This window comes from Yoonia sp. JB2-21, assembly GCF_055693545.1.
Window position 1 is genome coordinate 1,359,212 of the sequence record NZ_JBVFUC010000001.1, and the last position, 14,099, is coordinate 1,373,310.

At 56.7% G+C, this 14,099-nt stretch carries 13 protein-coding genes; all 13 read right to left on the reverse strand.

The window, feature by feature from the left end; all coding sequences use genetic code 11:
- Position 1 precedes the first annotated feature (1 nt).
- The 13 genes from ACZ1G5_RS06705 to ACZ1G5_RS06765 all read right to left on the reverse strand — a co-directional run bounded on the left by ACZ1G5_RS06705 (position 2) and on the right by ACZ1G5_RS06765 (position 13,772).
- A complete protein-coding gene (locus ACZ1G5_RS06705) occupies positions 2-538 on the reverse strand; it encodes a phage baseplate assembly protein V (RefSeq protein WP_472732109.1) in 537 nt (178 codons plus the stop codon).
- Entirely contained in the window at positions 535-1,686 is a 1,152-nt protein-coding gene (locus ACZ1G5_RS06710) for a hypothetical protein (protein ID WP_472732110.1), read from the reverse strand. The genes ACZ1G5_RS06705 and ACZ1G5_RS06710 overlap by 4 nt, the downstream gene beginning before the upstream one ends.
- 3 nt (positions 1,687-1,689) lie before the next feature.
- Positions 1,690-1,971 (reverse strand): hypothetical protein, encoded by a 282-nt coding sequence (locus ACZ1G5_RS06715; protein ID WP_472732111.1) that lies wholly within the window; start codon positions 1,969-1,971, stop codon positions 1,690-1,692.
- Positions 1,972-1,982: 11 nt separating this feature from the next.
- Positions 1,983-2,681 carry a hypothetical protein gene (locus ACZ1G5_RS06720; protein ID WP_472732112.1) on the reverse strand — a complete coding sequence of 233 codons (699 nt, stop codon included), beginning with the start codon at positions 2,679-2,681 and terminating at the stop codon, positions 1,983-1,985.
- Positions 2,671-4,560 (reverse strand): ATP-binding protein, encoded by a 1,890-nt coding sequence (locus ACZ1G5_RS06725; RefSeq protein ID WP_472732113.1) that lies wholly within the window; start codon positions 4,558-4,560, stop codon positions 2,671-2,673. The genes ACZ1G5_RS06720 and ACZ1G5_RS06725 overlap by 11 nt, the downstream gene beginning before the upstream one ends.
- Positions 4,557-5,912, reverse strand: a complete 1,356-nt coding sequence (locus ACZ1G5_RS06730; protein WP_472732114.1) for a Pvc16 family protein — start codon at positions 5,910-5,912, stop codon at positions 4,557-4,559. Before ACZ1G5_RS06730 ends, ACZ1G5_RS06725 begins: the two co-directional genes overlap by 4 nt.
- A 1-nt stretch (position 5,913) precedes the next feature.
- Positions 5,914-6,888: a hypothetical protein gene (locus ACZ1G5_RS06735; protein ID WP_472732115.1), complete on the reverse strand. Its 975-nt coding sequence runs from the start codon at positions 6,886-6,888 to the stop codon at positions 5,914-5,916.
- Entirely contained in the window at positions 6,885-7,655 is a 771-nt protein-coding gene (locus ACZ1G5_RS06740; protein WP_472732116.1) for a hypothetical protein, read from the reverse strand. Before ACZ1G5_RS06740 ends, ACZ1G5_RS06735 begins: the two co-directional genes overlap by 4 nt.
- A gap of 11 nt (positions 7,656-7,666) precedes the next feature.
- On the reverse strand, positions 7,667-8,164 hold the full coding sequence (locus ACZ1G5_RS06745) for a phage tail protein (protein WP_472732117.1): 498 nt from the start codon (positions 8,162-8,164) through the stop codon (positions 7,667-7,669).
- Between the two features lie 12 nt (positions 8,165-8,176).
- Positions 8,177-10,642, reverse strand: a complete 2,466-nt coding sequence (locus ACZ1G5_RS06750) for a phage tail sheath family protein (RefSeq protein WP_472732118.1) — start codon at positions 10,640-10,642, stop codon at positions 8,177-8,179.
- A 12-nt stretch (positions 10,643-10,654) separates the two neighbouring features.
- Positions 10,655-10,876: a hypothetical protein gene (locus ACZ1G5_RS06755; protein ID WP_472732119.1), complete on the reverse strand. Its 222-nt coding sequence runs from the start codon at positions 10,874-10,876 to the stop codon at positions 10,655-10,657.
- Between the two features lie 217 nt (positions 10,877-11,093).
- A complete protein-coding gene (locus ACZ1G5_RS06760) occupies positions 11,094-11,921 on the reverse strand; it encodes an AfsR/SARP family transcriptional regulator (protein WP_472732120.1) in 828 nt (275 codons plus the stop codon).
- Positions 11,922-12,116: 195 nt separating this feature from the next.
- Positions 12,117-13,772 carry a sulfatase-like hydrolase/transferase gene (locus tag ACZ1G5_RS06765; protein WP_472732121.1) on the reverse strand — a complete coding sequence of 552 codons (1,656 nt, stop codon included), beginning with the start codon at positions 13,770-13,772 and terminating at the stop codon, positions 12,117-12,119.
- Positions 13,773-14,099 lie beyond the last annotated feature (327 nt).

A 14,099-nucleotide genomic window follows, 5' to 3' on the forward strand; every position in this document is an offset into this window, starting at 1 on the left:
CCTAGGTTACTGAAAACGCGCCGTTATTGACGTCAAAGCCACTGGCACTCAGTGACAGCTTTCCGCCATTCGCTGAGGCGCTCACATCGTTTGCCTCCAGCTTGATCTCGCCCCCGCCAATCGTCAGCGTTGTGCCGTCGCCGGTCTCAATGGTAACGACGCCGTTATCATCGTCGAACTTCAGCACCGCCCCATCGGTGCGCAGCGTTTTGACGCCCGGCTTGGCCTCTGCGGTATCGACCTGATTGTCAGCCCAGAAACAGCCCACCCAAATGGGGTGATTGGTGTCGCCGCCTTCGAACTCGACCCAAACACCTGCATCCACCGGCGGCATTGCGAACAGACCCACGCCCTGACCGGCATAGGGCACACAAGGGTTCGCCCATATCAGTTGATCTTTCATCACGTTGGGCACCCGAACCTGAAGCCGCCCACGACCACTTGGATCCTCGTTGGACGCAACGAAACCACGGTATTTTCCAAAATGTCGCTCTTGCAGGGCGGCATAAAGATCCTCAAGCTCTTCTACCGGGTTCATGCTGCTTCTCCGATAAAGTTCGAGCGTAAAACCACGTCCATCATATGGTCGGCCGCATTGATCACGTGGGTCACCGATTTGACCTGATAGGGAATGGAATATTCAGCGCCCGCCCCCTTCACGTCGATCAGATCATGGGGTGACAGGACAGCGCCAAGCATATGCGCCGAGGTGGACACCTTGGCTTCAACAAACCAGCTGGCCGCGCGCAGGGCCGCATCTTGGCGTCGGGTCTGATCCTCGCCGGTTCCCGGACCGGCCGGGGCGACGGTCCGCGTGACACCGTCCAACACCCGCAAGGTCGGACCGTCTCCTTGGGTGTCTGCGTTTTCCTCGGAAGAGGTCTGTTCTTCGGCACCACCAGCCAGATCAACACCTTGGCCATCCGCGCTGTTGGGGCGTTCGGCATCAATCTCTGCTGTGAACAAATTCACGTTCGGGCAATCGTCCCCAATGACATTGACGCGGAAAGTCGGCCCCTCGTCACTTGGAATCAGGGCAAAACCGCCGATGTTAAAGGCACCATCGGGCACCTGTGGCGAAATCCGAAAATGCGCATGTTCGGTGATCTCGGCTACACCCGTCAGCGGATTGGGCGGGGCTGTTTCATAGCTGATCCAAAAATCAACGCCGTTCTCAGATGCAATCTTGTTGAGGAATGCAAAGTCGGTACCGCGCTGGTTCAGCTGGTCCTCGTCGTCATAGGTCTTGTCCTGCACGTTTTTGACGTCAGGCACAAAATCATACCCTGCAAGCACGCTCTTGACGATGTCGCCTTCCGGACCGGTCCAGTTGATCTGAAAGGTCTCGCGATCCATTTCAACCTGCCGGCTGAGGCAGTGGGCCTCGACCCACGATCCTGGTCCGCCCAGTTGCGACGATGTCTTGACCTGCGTAACGCGCCCGCGCACCAGGCAAACCTTCTCATTTCCATTCGCGACCATGATGCTCATCATTGTGTTGGCGGTCAGTTCATTGCGCCCGGAAACGGCGGGCGTTTCGCCGCACAGGTCATCCTCGAAACGCAGCGCGAACTTGGCCGGTTTGTTCAGTTCCTGCTCAACCCGCACTTCGGCCAGCCACTGGGCGACCTCATCCGGCAAGGGCTTGTTGTCATCACCAAAAAGGATTTCTGCGCCAAAACTCATCGCTTACCGCCTGACCGGAATTTTGATGCGGCGGGCATCCGTGAGTGTATCGGGGCTCATTGCATCGTTCAGGCGCGCGATGCGCCAATACCCGGTGTCATGATCAAGATAATGCGACGCCAAATGATCAAGCCGCTGACCATCACGCCGCAGATGAACACCCAGTTCGCGCACCGGCGGAATTTCTGCCGGGGTTAAGGCACGAACGTCGCGTCCCAACCGATCCGTGCTGAGGTAAACATCCGCATGTTTGACGTAGCGACTGGATTTATCAAACGGGGCCATTGTGTCTCCTTCTAGAACGGCAGTGCGCCGACAATTGTCTTTGCAGAGGTCGCAATGTTCGCCACCGCAAGGATGTCTTCTTGCAGTTTGGTAAAGTTGTAAGTGCCGACTGCGATCTCGGTTGCGGCGGTCTGCTTGCACTTGAAAACGTCAGGCGTCAGGACTGTCATTTCGATCTGAACCGTCGCCATGTGAGGATAAAGAAACTGGGTGAATTCCTTGATCTCGACGGACATTGCTGTGACCCGAATAGGGTAAATGATCCCGGGACCAAGAATGAGCAGGACAATCGGAACCGTTGGACGTTCCACGGTCGCCGCATCATTGCCAGCCAAGGCCTGCGCAGAGGCCACAAGGTCGCCAAGAAGTCCCTTGGTCGGTTGCGTCAGTTTCTGCAGGGCCGCAATTTGGGGTGCGACTCCGGTCGCGACCGCCGGTGGGAAACTGTCCTCCATGTCGTCGACAGCAGATAACTCTAGCGAGAATGAAAATTTTTCTTGCGGTGCATAGGGCTGAACCGTGGGTGCCTGCACGCCGCGGCTGGCTTGATCCACTTCGAATGGGTTCCAAACCTCCCAGTTGCGCGACATGGTGGCAGGATTATACTGAAAGGCGATGATATTGGGGATTGGCAGAACAACATCATCAATGATCTGCACGAAAGCACCGGGGATCACAGAGGGCGTGCGCGCGTAACCACTAAGCGACATAGCTGGCCTCCGCATCATCACGCGACAGCAGAAGCTTCAGGTCGTTTGGCATCGACCGACCTTCTTTTTTCATTTCGCGTTCGGCGGCACGCAAGAACGCCAACTGGTCCAGCGCCTTTTGCGGCTCTGCTTTGCTACCCAATGCCGCGAAATGGGCGGTAAGCACCGCACTCTTGATCTGGGCGGGAGAGAAATCAAAGCGGTCGGCACACAACTCAAGGCCCGGCATATCTTCGACGCCAAAAAGAATGCGCGCGAACTGCTGCCAAAGCGCAAGGCGTTGGTTTTGATCCGGCTTGCGGAAACCAATGCTGTGCCGCATCCGCCGAAAAAATGCTTCATCAATGTTTCCGCGCTTGTTGGTGGAGAGGATGACCGGACCCTCATAGGCCTCGATCAATTGCAGCAGGTGGTTGGTGTCGCTGTTGGTGTGTCGGTCAATGCTATCGGTGCCGTCTGACCGCTTCGCAAAAAACGTGTCAGCTTCGTCAAAAAAGAGCATACAGCCGAGCCGGTCGGCCCGCTCAAAAACCTTGCTGAGATTTTTTGCCGTTTCACCAATGTATTTGCTAACCGTGCGGCTGACGTCAATCACCAGCAATGGTAAGCCCAGCGCACCCGCTACGCATTCGGCAGCCATTGTCTTGCCAACGCCGGGGGGGCCAGAAAACAGGGCAATCGGGGCCGCATCGCGGGCAAAAAGGCGATGCACCTCGGGACGCGACAACAACGTGCTGCGCAATCTTGCCTCATCAGCGAAATTCATCAACTGATCCACCACGCGTGCGTCCAGTATCATGTCGTCCCATGACACAGATGGCCGCCGCAGACTGCCAACTTCGGCCAGCTCGTATGCGACACGTCCGGTTTCCTCTGCGATGGTGCCATCGGCACGGACCAACAGGGACTGTCGCAAAAGCTCGGCCGCAGATGCCCCTTGGCAACTGAACGGCAATTGTTGGCTGCCCGTGAGTGTTTGCCAATACTGATGCCGCAGCGCAGGTGTCATCGCTGGCAGTGACACAACAAAGTCCACCATCCCATCGACCGGCGCGGGCGCATGATCGCTCAGCAGGATTTGCAACGGCACATAGCCACCGGGCGAAGACCACGCCTCGGGCGGCTTTGTCCAAATCGGCAGCATATCTGTCAGAAACGCAAACCGCTGCGCTTCCCAAACCGGGACATCGCCAAGAAGCAGCCCCTCGCGGCCCATTTGCTGTGCCAAGGCTTGCGCGGCAAGAGACCTACCGGTCGCCTGAGTTCCCAGAATGACCAAACGTACGGCACCCGCGCGGGCCTGCATCTGTGAGATGTCATCAATCCACGCCCGCAGGTCCCAATGCGGTAGAACTGCATCGACCGGTGTCGGACGTGCCAGACCTACCAACTGCGCGCTAAGGCTTGCTTTGCCAGCATAGAAATCCACGATCCGGGCGTCTGCCGCAAATCCGGGCGCAGCACCCGACGGTTCAGCAACGGCGTGCAGCATACCCCACCGCATCAGCACGCTTGTAGGCCGACAGATTTCACCATCAGGCAAACCATAAAGCCGTCGTGCCAAGGCTTCGGTCGGCATGGGGCGCCAGGGCTTGCCTTGTATCTCGGCAACAATCGCTTCCAGTGATGGGTCATACCGAACAGCAATGGCGAGATCCAACATGGCCGCTTCTGCGCTGTTCAGGCGAAACTGCTCGACAAGCTTTGCCCGCATCCCACGCCGGGGTGCACTCTCCAGGTTGAGAATACCATGAAATGCAAAGGCGGCCTCTGGCGTGTCCTGCGCGGGTTCTGTGGCCAGAAACTGGGCGCGCGCCGTCAGCCGCGCACGTGCGTCGTGCACGGCCCAATAGGCATCGGTCTCAAAGGTGATACTCATGGCCCAGCCTCGATCCAGAACGGTTGACTTTCGGCGCCATCAACAAAGAGCTGCACAGAATGTGCCCCTGTAAGCGGTGCGGGTAAGTGCGGAAGTATGAAAAGATGATCGGACTGCCGAACGTATGTCCCTGGCGCAACCGGCTGTGGGTTTGCGGTATCCTCGGTATAATACTGGCCATCCGTCGCGAGCGTGATCTCAGCGGTCGTCAGGTCCGTGACGGCTTCGACATTCACACGAAATACGTTGGCGACAGGACCAGTCTCATCGATGATCCGCACCCCAAGAGGAACGGCAACCTTGCCGGCGTCATAGACGTTCTCCAAGCGTACGGTGCCTTGCATCCGGTATGCGATGACCTCGAGCCCGAACTCTGGTCGTCCCGGAACAACCGGCTGCGGGTTCGATCCTCCGACACCATCAGAAATGTTCAATATAGCCTGCGGAACAAAACTGATTTCGCCTGTCTCAAACTGTACATCCCAGTCAGGGTTCAACGCGGCATCAATTTCAAAGCTTGTTCCGTTCTGGATCAGGCTCAGCCGCCGCGCATCTCCGGCGGTCAGGTTATCACCCGTCAGACGAACGCGGTCCTGCGCCGCGTTGGGCGCTGCCCAGAGAACCGCCCGCGCAGGAACGACATCAAGCGATTGCGCGCCCAAACCTGTCTCGACGGGCATATCAAAGCTTAACAGCGCACGTGATCCCGTGAGCCGTGCAGCAGAGGAGGCTTTGACATAAAGGCCAACATCGAAAACAGTGCCGCTTGCCACTGTGGGGATTTCCGGTTCAAGAAACATCGTGCGGACTTCGTAATATGCCGACAGCCGCGGGGTTTTTTGTTCCTCGGTGGACCAAAAGTTAATGTTGTCTTCGGGTTCCAGATTGCGCAAGGCCACTTCAATGCGGTGACCGCTGCTTGCAAGATTATCCGGCATGATTTGCTGCGGAACGCCGCCATCAACAAAGGGCAAGGCAAGCGTGTTGTTGATCACTGGGAAATCATGAAGGCTTTTCATGGCCGCACTCAGGAACTCTTGCACCACTTGCGCATTTGGCAGGCCATTCGATTCAAGATGTGCGGTCATGATGTAGAACAATCGCAGCGCCATTGGTTGACCGGCAATGGCCGGAACAAGGTTATCGAAGCCGACTGCGTTACGATAAGTCGGGTCCTCTGACACGTGATAGAGATGCAGATTGATCACCGGGACCTGATCTGTGGTAACTTCCTCTGGCGGCAAGAGTGTCACGTCTATGTCGCCTTCGCCAAAACCGTACATCCGCCGGATATTGAACCAGACAAGATTGCGCATCGCGGTGGACACATCAAAGATGGAGGCTTGCAACATCTTAGAGCCTTCTCATGCCAAAGATGCTGTTCACCCGCCGCCGAACAGGTAAGGCGCCGATTTTCGAGACACTCTCAGCGGTGATCGGCCCCGACTTGGGGCGGGTCTGCTGCTGTTGGCTCTGGGTGGTAGGTTTTTCCACGATCCGTTCGACGATCTTCTCAACGGTTTCAACCGTAGGCGCCGGCGACACGTCCGGTATAGCCGTCTCGATCTCTGGCACGACAGGCATCGGCGTAGGCGGACGCACCGGTAAGACATCTAACTGCTCGCGGCGCGGTTCTTGCGGAGCCACGGGGGGCGGCGCGGTGGCTCCCGGCAGATCGGGTGTGGGAGCAGCAGTTGGTTCAAAGTCCTCTTGCTTCGGCCAAAAGGAGGGGCGAAGCGGCGTTGCCGCGGGAGCCTCTACCGAAGGGGCAACAGATGGCGCCGGCACCTTTGCTGTTGGCGTCACATGCGCAGGCGTACGTGCGTCAGGTACAACAGTATCAAGAACCGGATCATGGGTTGGGGGTGCGACCTCAGCTTGTGCGACAACGGGCGGCCTTGTTTCGACAATGACTGTTTTCTCTTCCGTTGGATTGTCTTGCGCGCGCGGTTTGTCCTGCGCCCTGAGTGCCGCAATCGGGTCAAACTGTGGCGTCGCAGCCTGCACGTGACGTCCCGGATCCACGGCGATATCGGTGTAAGGTCTTGGCGCTGGAGAGGCCGCACTTTCAATCCCTCGGCTTGGCTCGGTATTCAGCGGTGACGGGCGTGCGACGGGCGCATCGTCAGGCAAAGAGAACCCCGCATCAGGCAGTGTATCAGTCACGGGAACATCGAATGGCAGCCCCAAGCCACGAAAGGCCGGCGTGTGCATCCGCTGATCATGGGCTGCCAAAGGAGAGGTCGTTCGCGCCAGGGAATTAGCACTCGGTGGCGTGACGTTCGCACCGACACCACGATCAAGCAACCGTTGTATAAACCCGCTCATGAGACTGCCCTCACACGCGGACGTTCAGCCACGATCAGGCCTGCCATCTCCCGACGTTGCGCGCGGGTAAGTCCGAGGATTTCATGCAAGGACCAATGATAGGTCTTGGCAATCAGATGCACTTCGCGCCACAGGAACGCGGCCTCGCCTGCCAGCGTATCCACAAGATATTGCGCCATATCAAAGCGGACCAAATTGGCAGTCTTGCACTCCGGGCACGCGGTGTTGATGTCTTGGCTCAGGATCGGGCCAGCGGCGGCGAGTTCCCCCTGGAGCGCTTCAGTGTCGAATGTGCCCTTGATCAGGCAGGCGCGCATCCATGCATCTTGGTCGCCTGGATGTAGTTTTGACAAATCGCTGACACGCGGCAAGCGGATGACGCGCCCGGACGGTGTTCTCAATTCACCCCAATGGTCACCTGCAAAGTCGGCGGCGCTGGCCCAAGCCTGCTCTTGGAAAGTCTTCAAGCTCAACGCAAATTCGAAAGGCTCATCGCACGCACGGCAACGCGCCTCGCATTGCACAGCATCGTCATACAACTGAGCATAAAGCGCCGCGAGCGCGGCATCGCATTCTGCAAGCGTCAGATCATCAAACGCGACAGGATCATAATGCCGCCAGATCCCGGTGACAAGTGATGCCAGCAATCCCGAAGCACAGGCGGACACCTCACCTTCAGCATTGGCAATCTGCGCCTCTTGCACCCCCCTAAGGGGCGCAAAAGCAAAACGCGTTCCGCAAGGTGCGATATGGTTAGAGCCAGTCACCTGTCGGACCTCTAGAACTCAAGCTCTTCGACAACGGCTACATCGCGAGAGAAGCCTTCGTTCTGCAAGACGATCGATTCAAAGGCGACAGCATTCCCGTTGGAATCCAACTCTGGCACCGCCGTCATTTCGCTGACCCAACAGCGAAATACCTGCCAGCTTAGAACCTTCACACCTTGCAAGTTATAAAGATCAATCGTGATGTCCTTGCGAAAGTTTGCAAGGCTAACGCCGCCGTCACCTTCGGTGGAGTAGACAAGATTTGCCCAATCCTCAAACGCATGGTCATGACTGAGACCACGTTCCAGCGTGATAGGTTCGAAGCTTGTGACACCTGGCGTATGCCGTTTCGTCGACAAATCCCCCCCATGCCGGTGACTGACCACTTCGCGGGTTGCTTTCAGGCCACTGACCTTGCTGACACCTGCGACGACAAGACCATCCCACACGACGCGGAATTTGAAGTTACGGTAAGGATCAATGCGGGTTGCGTTGACTGTAAATTCCATTGCGACCTCCTGTTACACTTGCGCCTGGCCGGCGATCTGGCTGAGCGTCAGCACGACAAATTCAGCGGGTTTGAGGGGCGCAAACGCCACGGTCACATTAACGATCCCGAGGTTGATGTCCGTCGGCGTGGTTGTTGTTTTGTCGCAAATAACAAAATAGGCGTCTGATGCCTTTTCGCCCTTGAACGCGCCTTGACGATAGAGGCCATTCATAAATGAACCGGCCGCCAGTCGTATCTGCGCCCATAACGGTTCGGCATTCGGTTCAAACACCGCAAAACGTAGACCGCGATACAGGCTTTCTTGAATAAAGTTCTTGGTCCGCACAACATTTGAGTACTTGTTGTCTTGGTCACCGGAGCCGTCGAACCCGACAAGCGACCGCGCGCCCCAACTCAAAACACCCGATGGAAACAGACGAATTGCGTTCACAGCCAAAGGGTTAAGAACACCATTCTGGTCATCACTCATGGTGTATTCGACACCGGCGACGCCGCGGATCGTGGCCTCTACACCCGCGGCAGCCTTCCAGACCCCACGCGTGCCATCTGTACGCGCCATCAACCCGGCAATGGCGCCTGATGGATCCTGACGCGTGCCATCCGCCATCACAAGCCCCGGCCAATAAACGGCAGAGCTTTTGGTTTCCAAACCAACCCGCAAGAGATTTGCGCCATCGCGGGCCCGATCCACGGAACTCCACGCGTTCACAGGATCGGTTGAAGGCGCATCAACCAAGAGGAAAGCGCGTTCCTTTGCGCAGACGCTGCTGCCCAGGTTGAACGCGGCCTTGCGATCTGCATCTGACTGCTCGGTCGTGCCATCATGACAGCGCGGCAGAACCATGATGTTAAACAGGTCTACGTCCTCGGACAGTCTATCGAATGCAGCGCGATAATCCGGCAAGGTCGGCACCGTGCCATCGTCGCCATCAACGGCAGCAGCGCGGTCCTGATAATTACCTTGTCCGGCGGCGCCATTGGCACGCCCAAGCGTGTAGGCTTTGACGTTAAAGAGTGCTTCAGTGCCGTCGAAAACGGCCCCTGCGGCCTCCAACGGTGCTGTAATTGGATTTGAGAAATCCGCATCCGAACTTTGTACTGCTAGATTTGCATCAGCGTCAGAACCATCTAGCGCTGTCTTGATCACGATGCGAAAACCCTGCACGGACACAGTCGCCGCTGTGCCAAGGTCAGTGCCAAGCGCTGTCGCGATCGCGTTCAGGTTCTCGCGAATGTTCAGCATGGACCCCATCGCGCTGTCGGGTGCCACGGGTTGATAAACCGTCCCCTCGCGCATGGCCCCCGCGGCGGAATAGTTCACCAGCTCACCGTTGCCAAAGGCCAGTTGGGTGGAATGCGTCGCCCCGACATGGGACACGTCCGCTTTGGGCAGAACCGAGAATGCCGTCAGCCGGTCAATGTCACCACCGCCAACGGCACCACTCACGCGGCTGGCCAGCCCGTTCGGGGCGGGTCTGGTTGCGGCAAAACGGTCCAGGTAAACCGCGCCCTGCGATTCTGTCATCATAAGTGGTGCGGTCAGATCATTCGTCGTTCCGGGAACAAACTCAAATGAATGGTCATTGCAGCTCAGCACCATCTGGCGCCTGTCATCAGCGTTGTTAGCTGCCCAACTGGCCACAAAATTGGCTGTCGGAACTTCGCTGGCCAGCGCGGTGTTAATTGCATCCGTGATTGCCGTCGCCATCGCCGTCATGGATTGCGTGTTATCGAGCGATACGGACACCGGGATAGCGGCCCCTTCATCAATGCGTACCTGCAGGCCGAAGGTGCCATTTGGCGTTGCAGGGGCGAGGCCCAGACGCGCATGCATGATGTCGCGTGTGTCGGTTGTTGAGTCGGGGAAAATAATCCCGCCAAACAGCGTGCTTGGGGTGCCCGCTGCCGGTGGCGTCGATACATTTTCAACGGAAACAAGCGCGGACTGGATATCAACAATCGATTTCACATAAGCGGGGTCGCTAGGGTTCATCGAAAGATTGGTGAAATTCTCGACGTCATCCTCTGACACCGTACCGGTCGTCGACACATTCCGCCGATATATCCGCAGATTGAACCGGCTCTCGGGCGAGATGGAGTCGTAACTTACTTCTACCCGGATGCGGTTGCCGGCAATTCCGTGACCCTTGGCAATGAATTGCAAGGACGCGGCCTGCGCTTCATCGTTCACTTCGATCAGGGCCTGGACCGCGTTATTTGCAATGCGGGTGATATAGGCCTGCCCACCACCGTTATCAAAATACAGTTTGACCTGCGGCAACATCTCACCGCCTGCGGGCCCCGCACCAAAGTTTCGTTCATAGTCCTGCAGGTTGAATACTTGCTTGGGGGCATTGAGCGGTCCGCGCTCGGTCATGCCCACAAATGCTGTGATTGATGTGGCAACACCGGCCACCGCACGGGCGCCTGAGCTCTTCTCGCGCACATACACACCGGGATAAGTCGGATTGATCATGAAAGACCTCTCTTAATGCGGTTTGGATGACGACGCGGGCGGCGTCTCCGTTTCGTTGAGCGCTTGGCGAATTGCCGAAAACGCGTCCGTCAAGGATTTGAAATGGTGGGTCTGCTCGCGGCTGACGTCTTCCACACGCACGCGGCGTGGCATGTCATGCCAGCCTTTGGGTGCCTGAACACGCACCACAAATGAGCGTGTCCCGGGGTGTGATGGAAGGTCAGTTTTTTGCACCGGTTGCAATCCGTCGTTGGTTTCAAATCCCTTTCAGGATGTAACGACGTTAGGATGCGGCTCTTTTGATTCACTGACGGATCAAACACGCGACGATCACATGCCGATCCCAGTTGCCCACCAAATCGGTCACAGTTGCATCACAGACTGATCAAAGACACGAAAAAACCCTCCTAGGTCATAGGAGGGTTCAGATATGTCATGTTCTGCTTGGTCGTCAGGCGGGTACGCAGAGGGCGGATCCAATGGGTTCAGTCTGAATATGGAACGGGCGGTTATCGCAAGGAGACGGACCACTCAAACGCGAAGCCAGTGCGATCGTTTCCGGGAGTGGTTCGATATCCAACTCAGCGCGTAACAGGCGCTTGAGCCGTCTGAACTGCATAATGGCCTGTGCCCGTTGCCCATTCAAAGCATAGAGTAACATGACATCACGCTGGATGTTTTCCCGAAACGGATCGGCGTTCAGAATGGCACGGCCCCATGTCAATGCTTTGGCAAATTCCTGACGTTCGGTCGCAAATGCCATCAGATGATGGAGCGCCTGCACCCAGATCTCATGATATTTTTCCCGCAGCGGCAAAATCCAATCTGTCGAAAACCCATCCATAAAAGACCCACGGCAGGCGGCGACGGCTTCGGTCAGTTGCTCTTCCACCACGGAGGAGCCCTCCGATTGGGTGCGGCAGCGCTCCGCCGCAACCACAGCTTCCTCGAGTAGCACGATATCCACGGCGACGGCATCTTCGACCGTCAGCCGCACCAGGCCATCCAAAGTGACGACATGCATCCCCTCAAATGACGCAAGCGCTCGCTTCACGCGCCAGACGGCAGTGTTGAGCGACGAGTTTGCTTTTTGGTCGTCGGTGTCCGGCCAAAGCCCTTCGGCGATGCGTTCTCGGCGCAAGCCACGATTGGCATGTGCAGACAGCATGAAGAAAAGCAATCTGGTCTGTCGCGTCAGCGATAAATGCTGGCGTTGACCGCCAATCCTAACCGCAGGTGTGCCCATCAGGGACACAACAACTTCTTTGGTGGAACTCATGAAATACACTCCCCCCAACGTCTAAAAATATACAGACCCGAAAAATAATGGGTCCCTGAAATATAAGCCTAGGGTGGGCTAATTTTGAGATTCTCACAAGACAGGAATTCCTGACCGACTGTCGTAACGACGGATCCCTCTGCCTTGCAGTACATCAAAGCAGAGGGATCAAGATGCCGGTTCGCCGCGCAAAAGCTACTTCTCAGGTAGCTTCGGTGACCTTCCAACATAGTGGGTAATCAATGCCTTAGGCACCTCTGTGCCATCATACATAAACGGAAGGACACCTTTTAGCCCGGCCTTGCCACGCATATCGATAATCGCCTCGTCGGACTTTGTGACCCGCTGCGACATCCGGCGACCCCATTGTGCCAAATACCCGTAAAGCCGATCAAGCGTCTCGGCATGCGTGTCGGTTTTGCCCAGGTCAACGAATTCATCAGGATCAGTCTTGAGATCAAACAGCATCGGCCGAAAGCCCCCTTCGGCATGCATCATCTTGAACCGTCCATCGAAAACCATGAACAAGCGGCAATCGCGCGGTTTCAGGCAATAGTCATCTGACAACTCCCCACCAACAGGGCTGGCTGAATAGTCGAACTCGCTGATCAGATACTCGCGCCAGCGCGGTCGCTTGCCCGCCAACAACGGCAAGAGCGAGCGGCCTTCGAGGATATGTTCGGGCACTTCACCGCCCGCGGCCTCGACGAACGTCGCCGCGATATCGAGGCTTTCCACCAACGCATCGCTGGTTTTGCCCCGCGTTGCATTCGCGTCGCGCCGCGGATCATAGATGATCATCGGAACCTTCGCGGACTGATCATGAAACAGGGACTTCTCGCCCATCCAGTGATCACCCAGATAGTCGCCGTGGTCTGATGTCAGAACGATCATCGTATTGTCGATCTCACCGGTTTCTTCGAGATGGTCTAGAATACGCCCCAAATGATCGTCGCATTGTTTGATCAGCCCCATATAGGCGGGGATCACCTTTTGGCGGACCTCTTCGCGTTGAAACGCCTGACCCACGCGATTGAACATGTAGGCGTTAAAGACGGGGTGGGTGTTTTCCAGTTCCATCTCGTGCCGACGTGGCTCCGGCACATGTTCGGGGCCGAACATGTTGTGGTAGGGCGCGGGCACGATATAGGGCCAGTGCGGCTTGATATAGCTGACATGCGCGCACCAGGGGTCTTTGGCCTGTTTCATGAAATCAATGGTGCGACTTGTGAGCCAGGCAGTCTCAGAATCCTCTTCATGGATATGCGCCGGCCTGTCAGCGTTTTCATACATCCAGCCCGATGCAATGCGATTGCCGTCTTTCACGCCAGCATTGGCATGATCTGCCCACGGATTGTCCGTATCCGTATATCCCTTTTCCTTGAGGTATTCGTTATAAGGCGAGCGGCTCTCGTCATACATCCCCTTGATACCTTCTGCCCAAAGGCCGTCGTCGCGGATGTAGATGTCAAACCCGCACTCTGCCTGCCGCGCGCCGATCACGCTATCCGCGTCAAGGCCCAGTCGCTCCATACCTTCGACGTCGGCCTCCATGTGCGTCTTACCGATCAACCAGCAATCCATGCCCGCTTTGCGCAGGTGATCGCCCAATGTCAGCTCACCCACGCGCAATGGGAAGTTGTTCCATTGGGCCCCGTGGCTTGACGGGTAGCGCCCTGTGTAAAACGACATTCGGCTGGACCCGCAGATAGGTGACTGAACGTAAGCATTTGTGAATCGCAGGCCCATTGCAGCCACCCGATCAAAGTTCGGTGTTTGCAGATGGGGGTGCCCCGCGCAGCTAAGGTAATCAAAGCGAAGTTGGTCGTACATGATGAAGAGAATGTTCATGGGAATGCGTCCTTTTGAATGTTGCGACAGGAGCATGGAGAATTAGCCACGCGGATCATATGAGGTCTACGCATGAGCAGATCATTCTATTCTGTGATCGGCTCGAAAACAAAAAATATAAATACTCACAAAGCGTTACGCCGGATCGTCATGCGTCACGCCAAAATTTATTCCATTTGGTCAAATTTATTTCGACCTCGCGAGAATAGTTTCTAACGACAGTGCGTAACCCTTCCAAGCCGCTTTGATTGCCGCGGCAGCAAACATCAAAACTGGAAGTCGTTGAACCACACCGCCCCATTGACCAGCCCTCCCCGACACACCCGC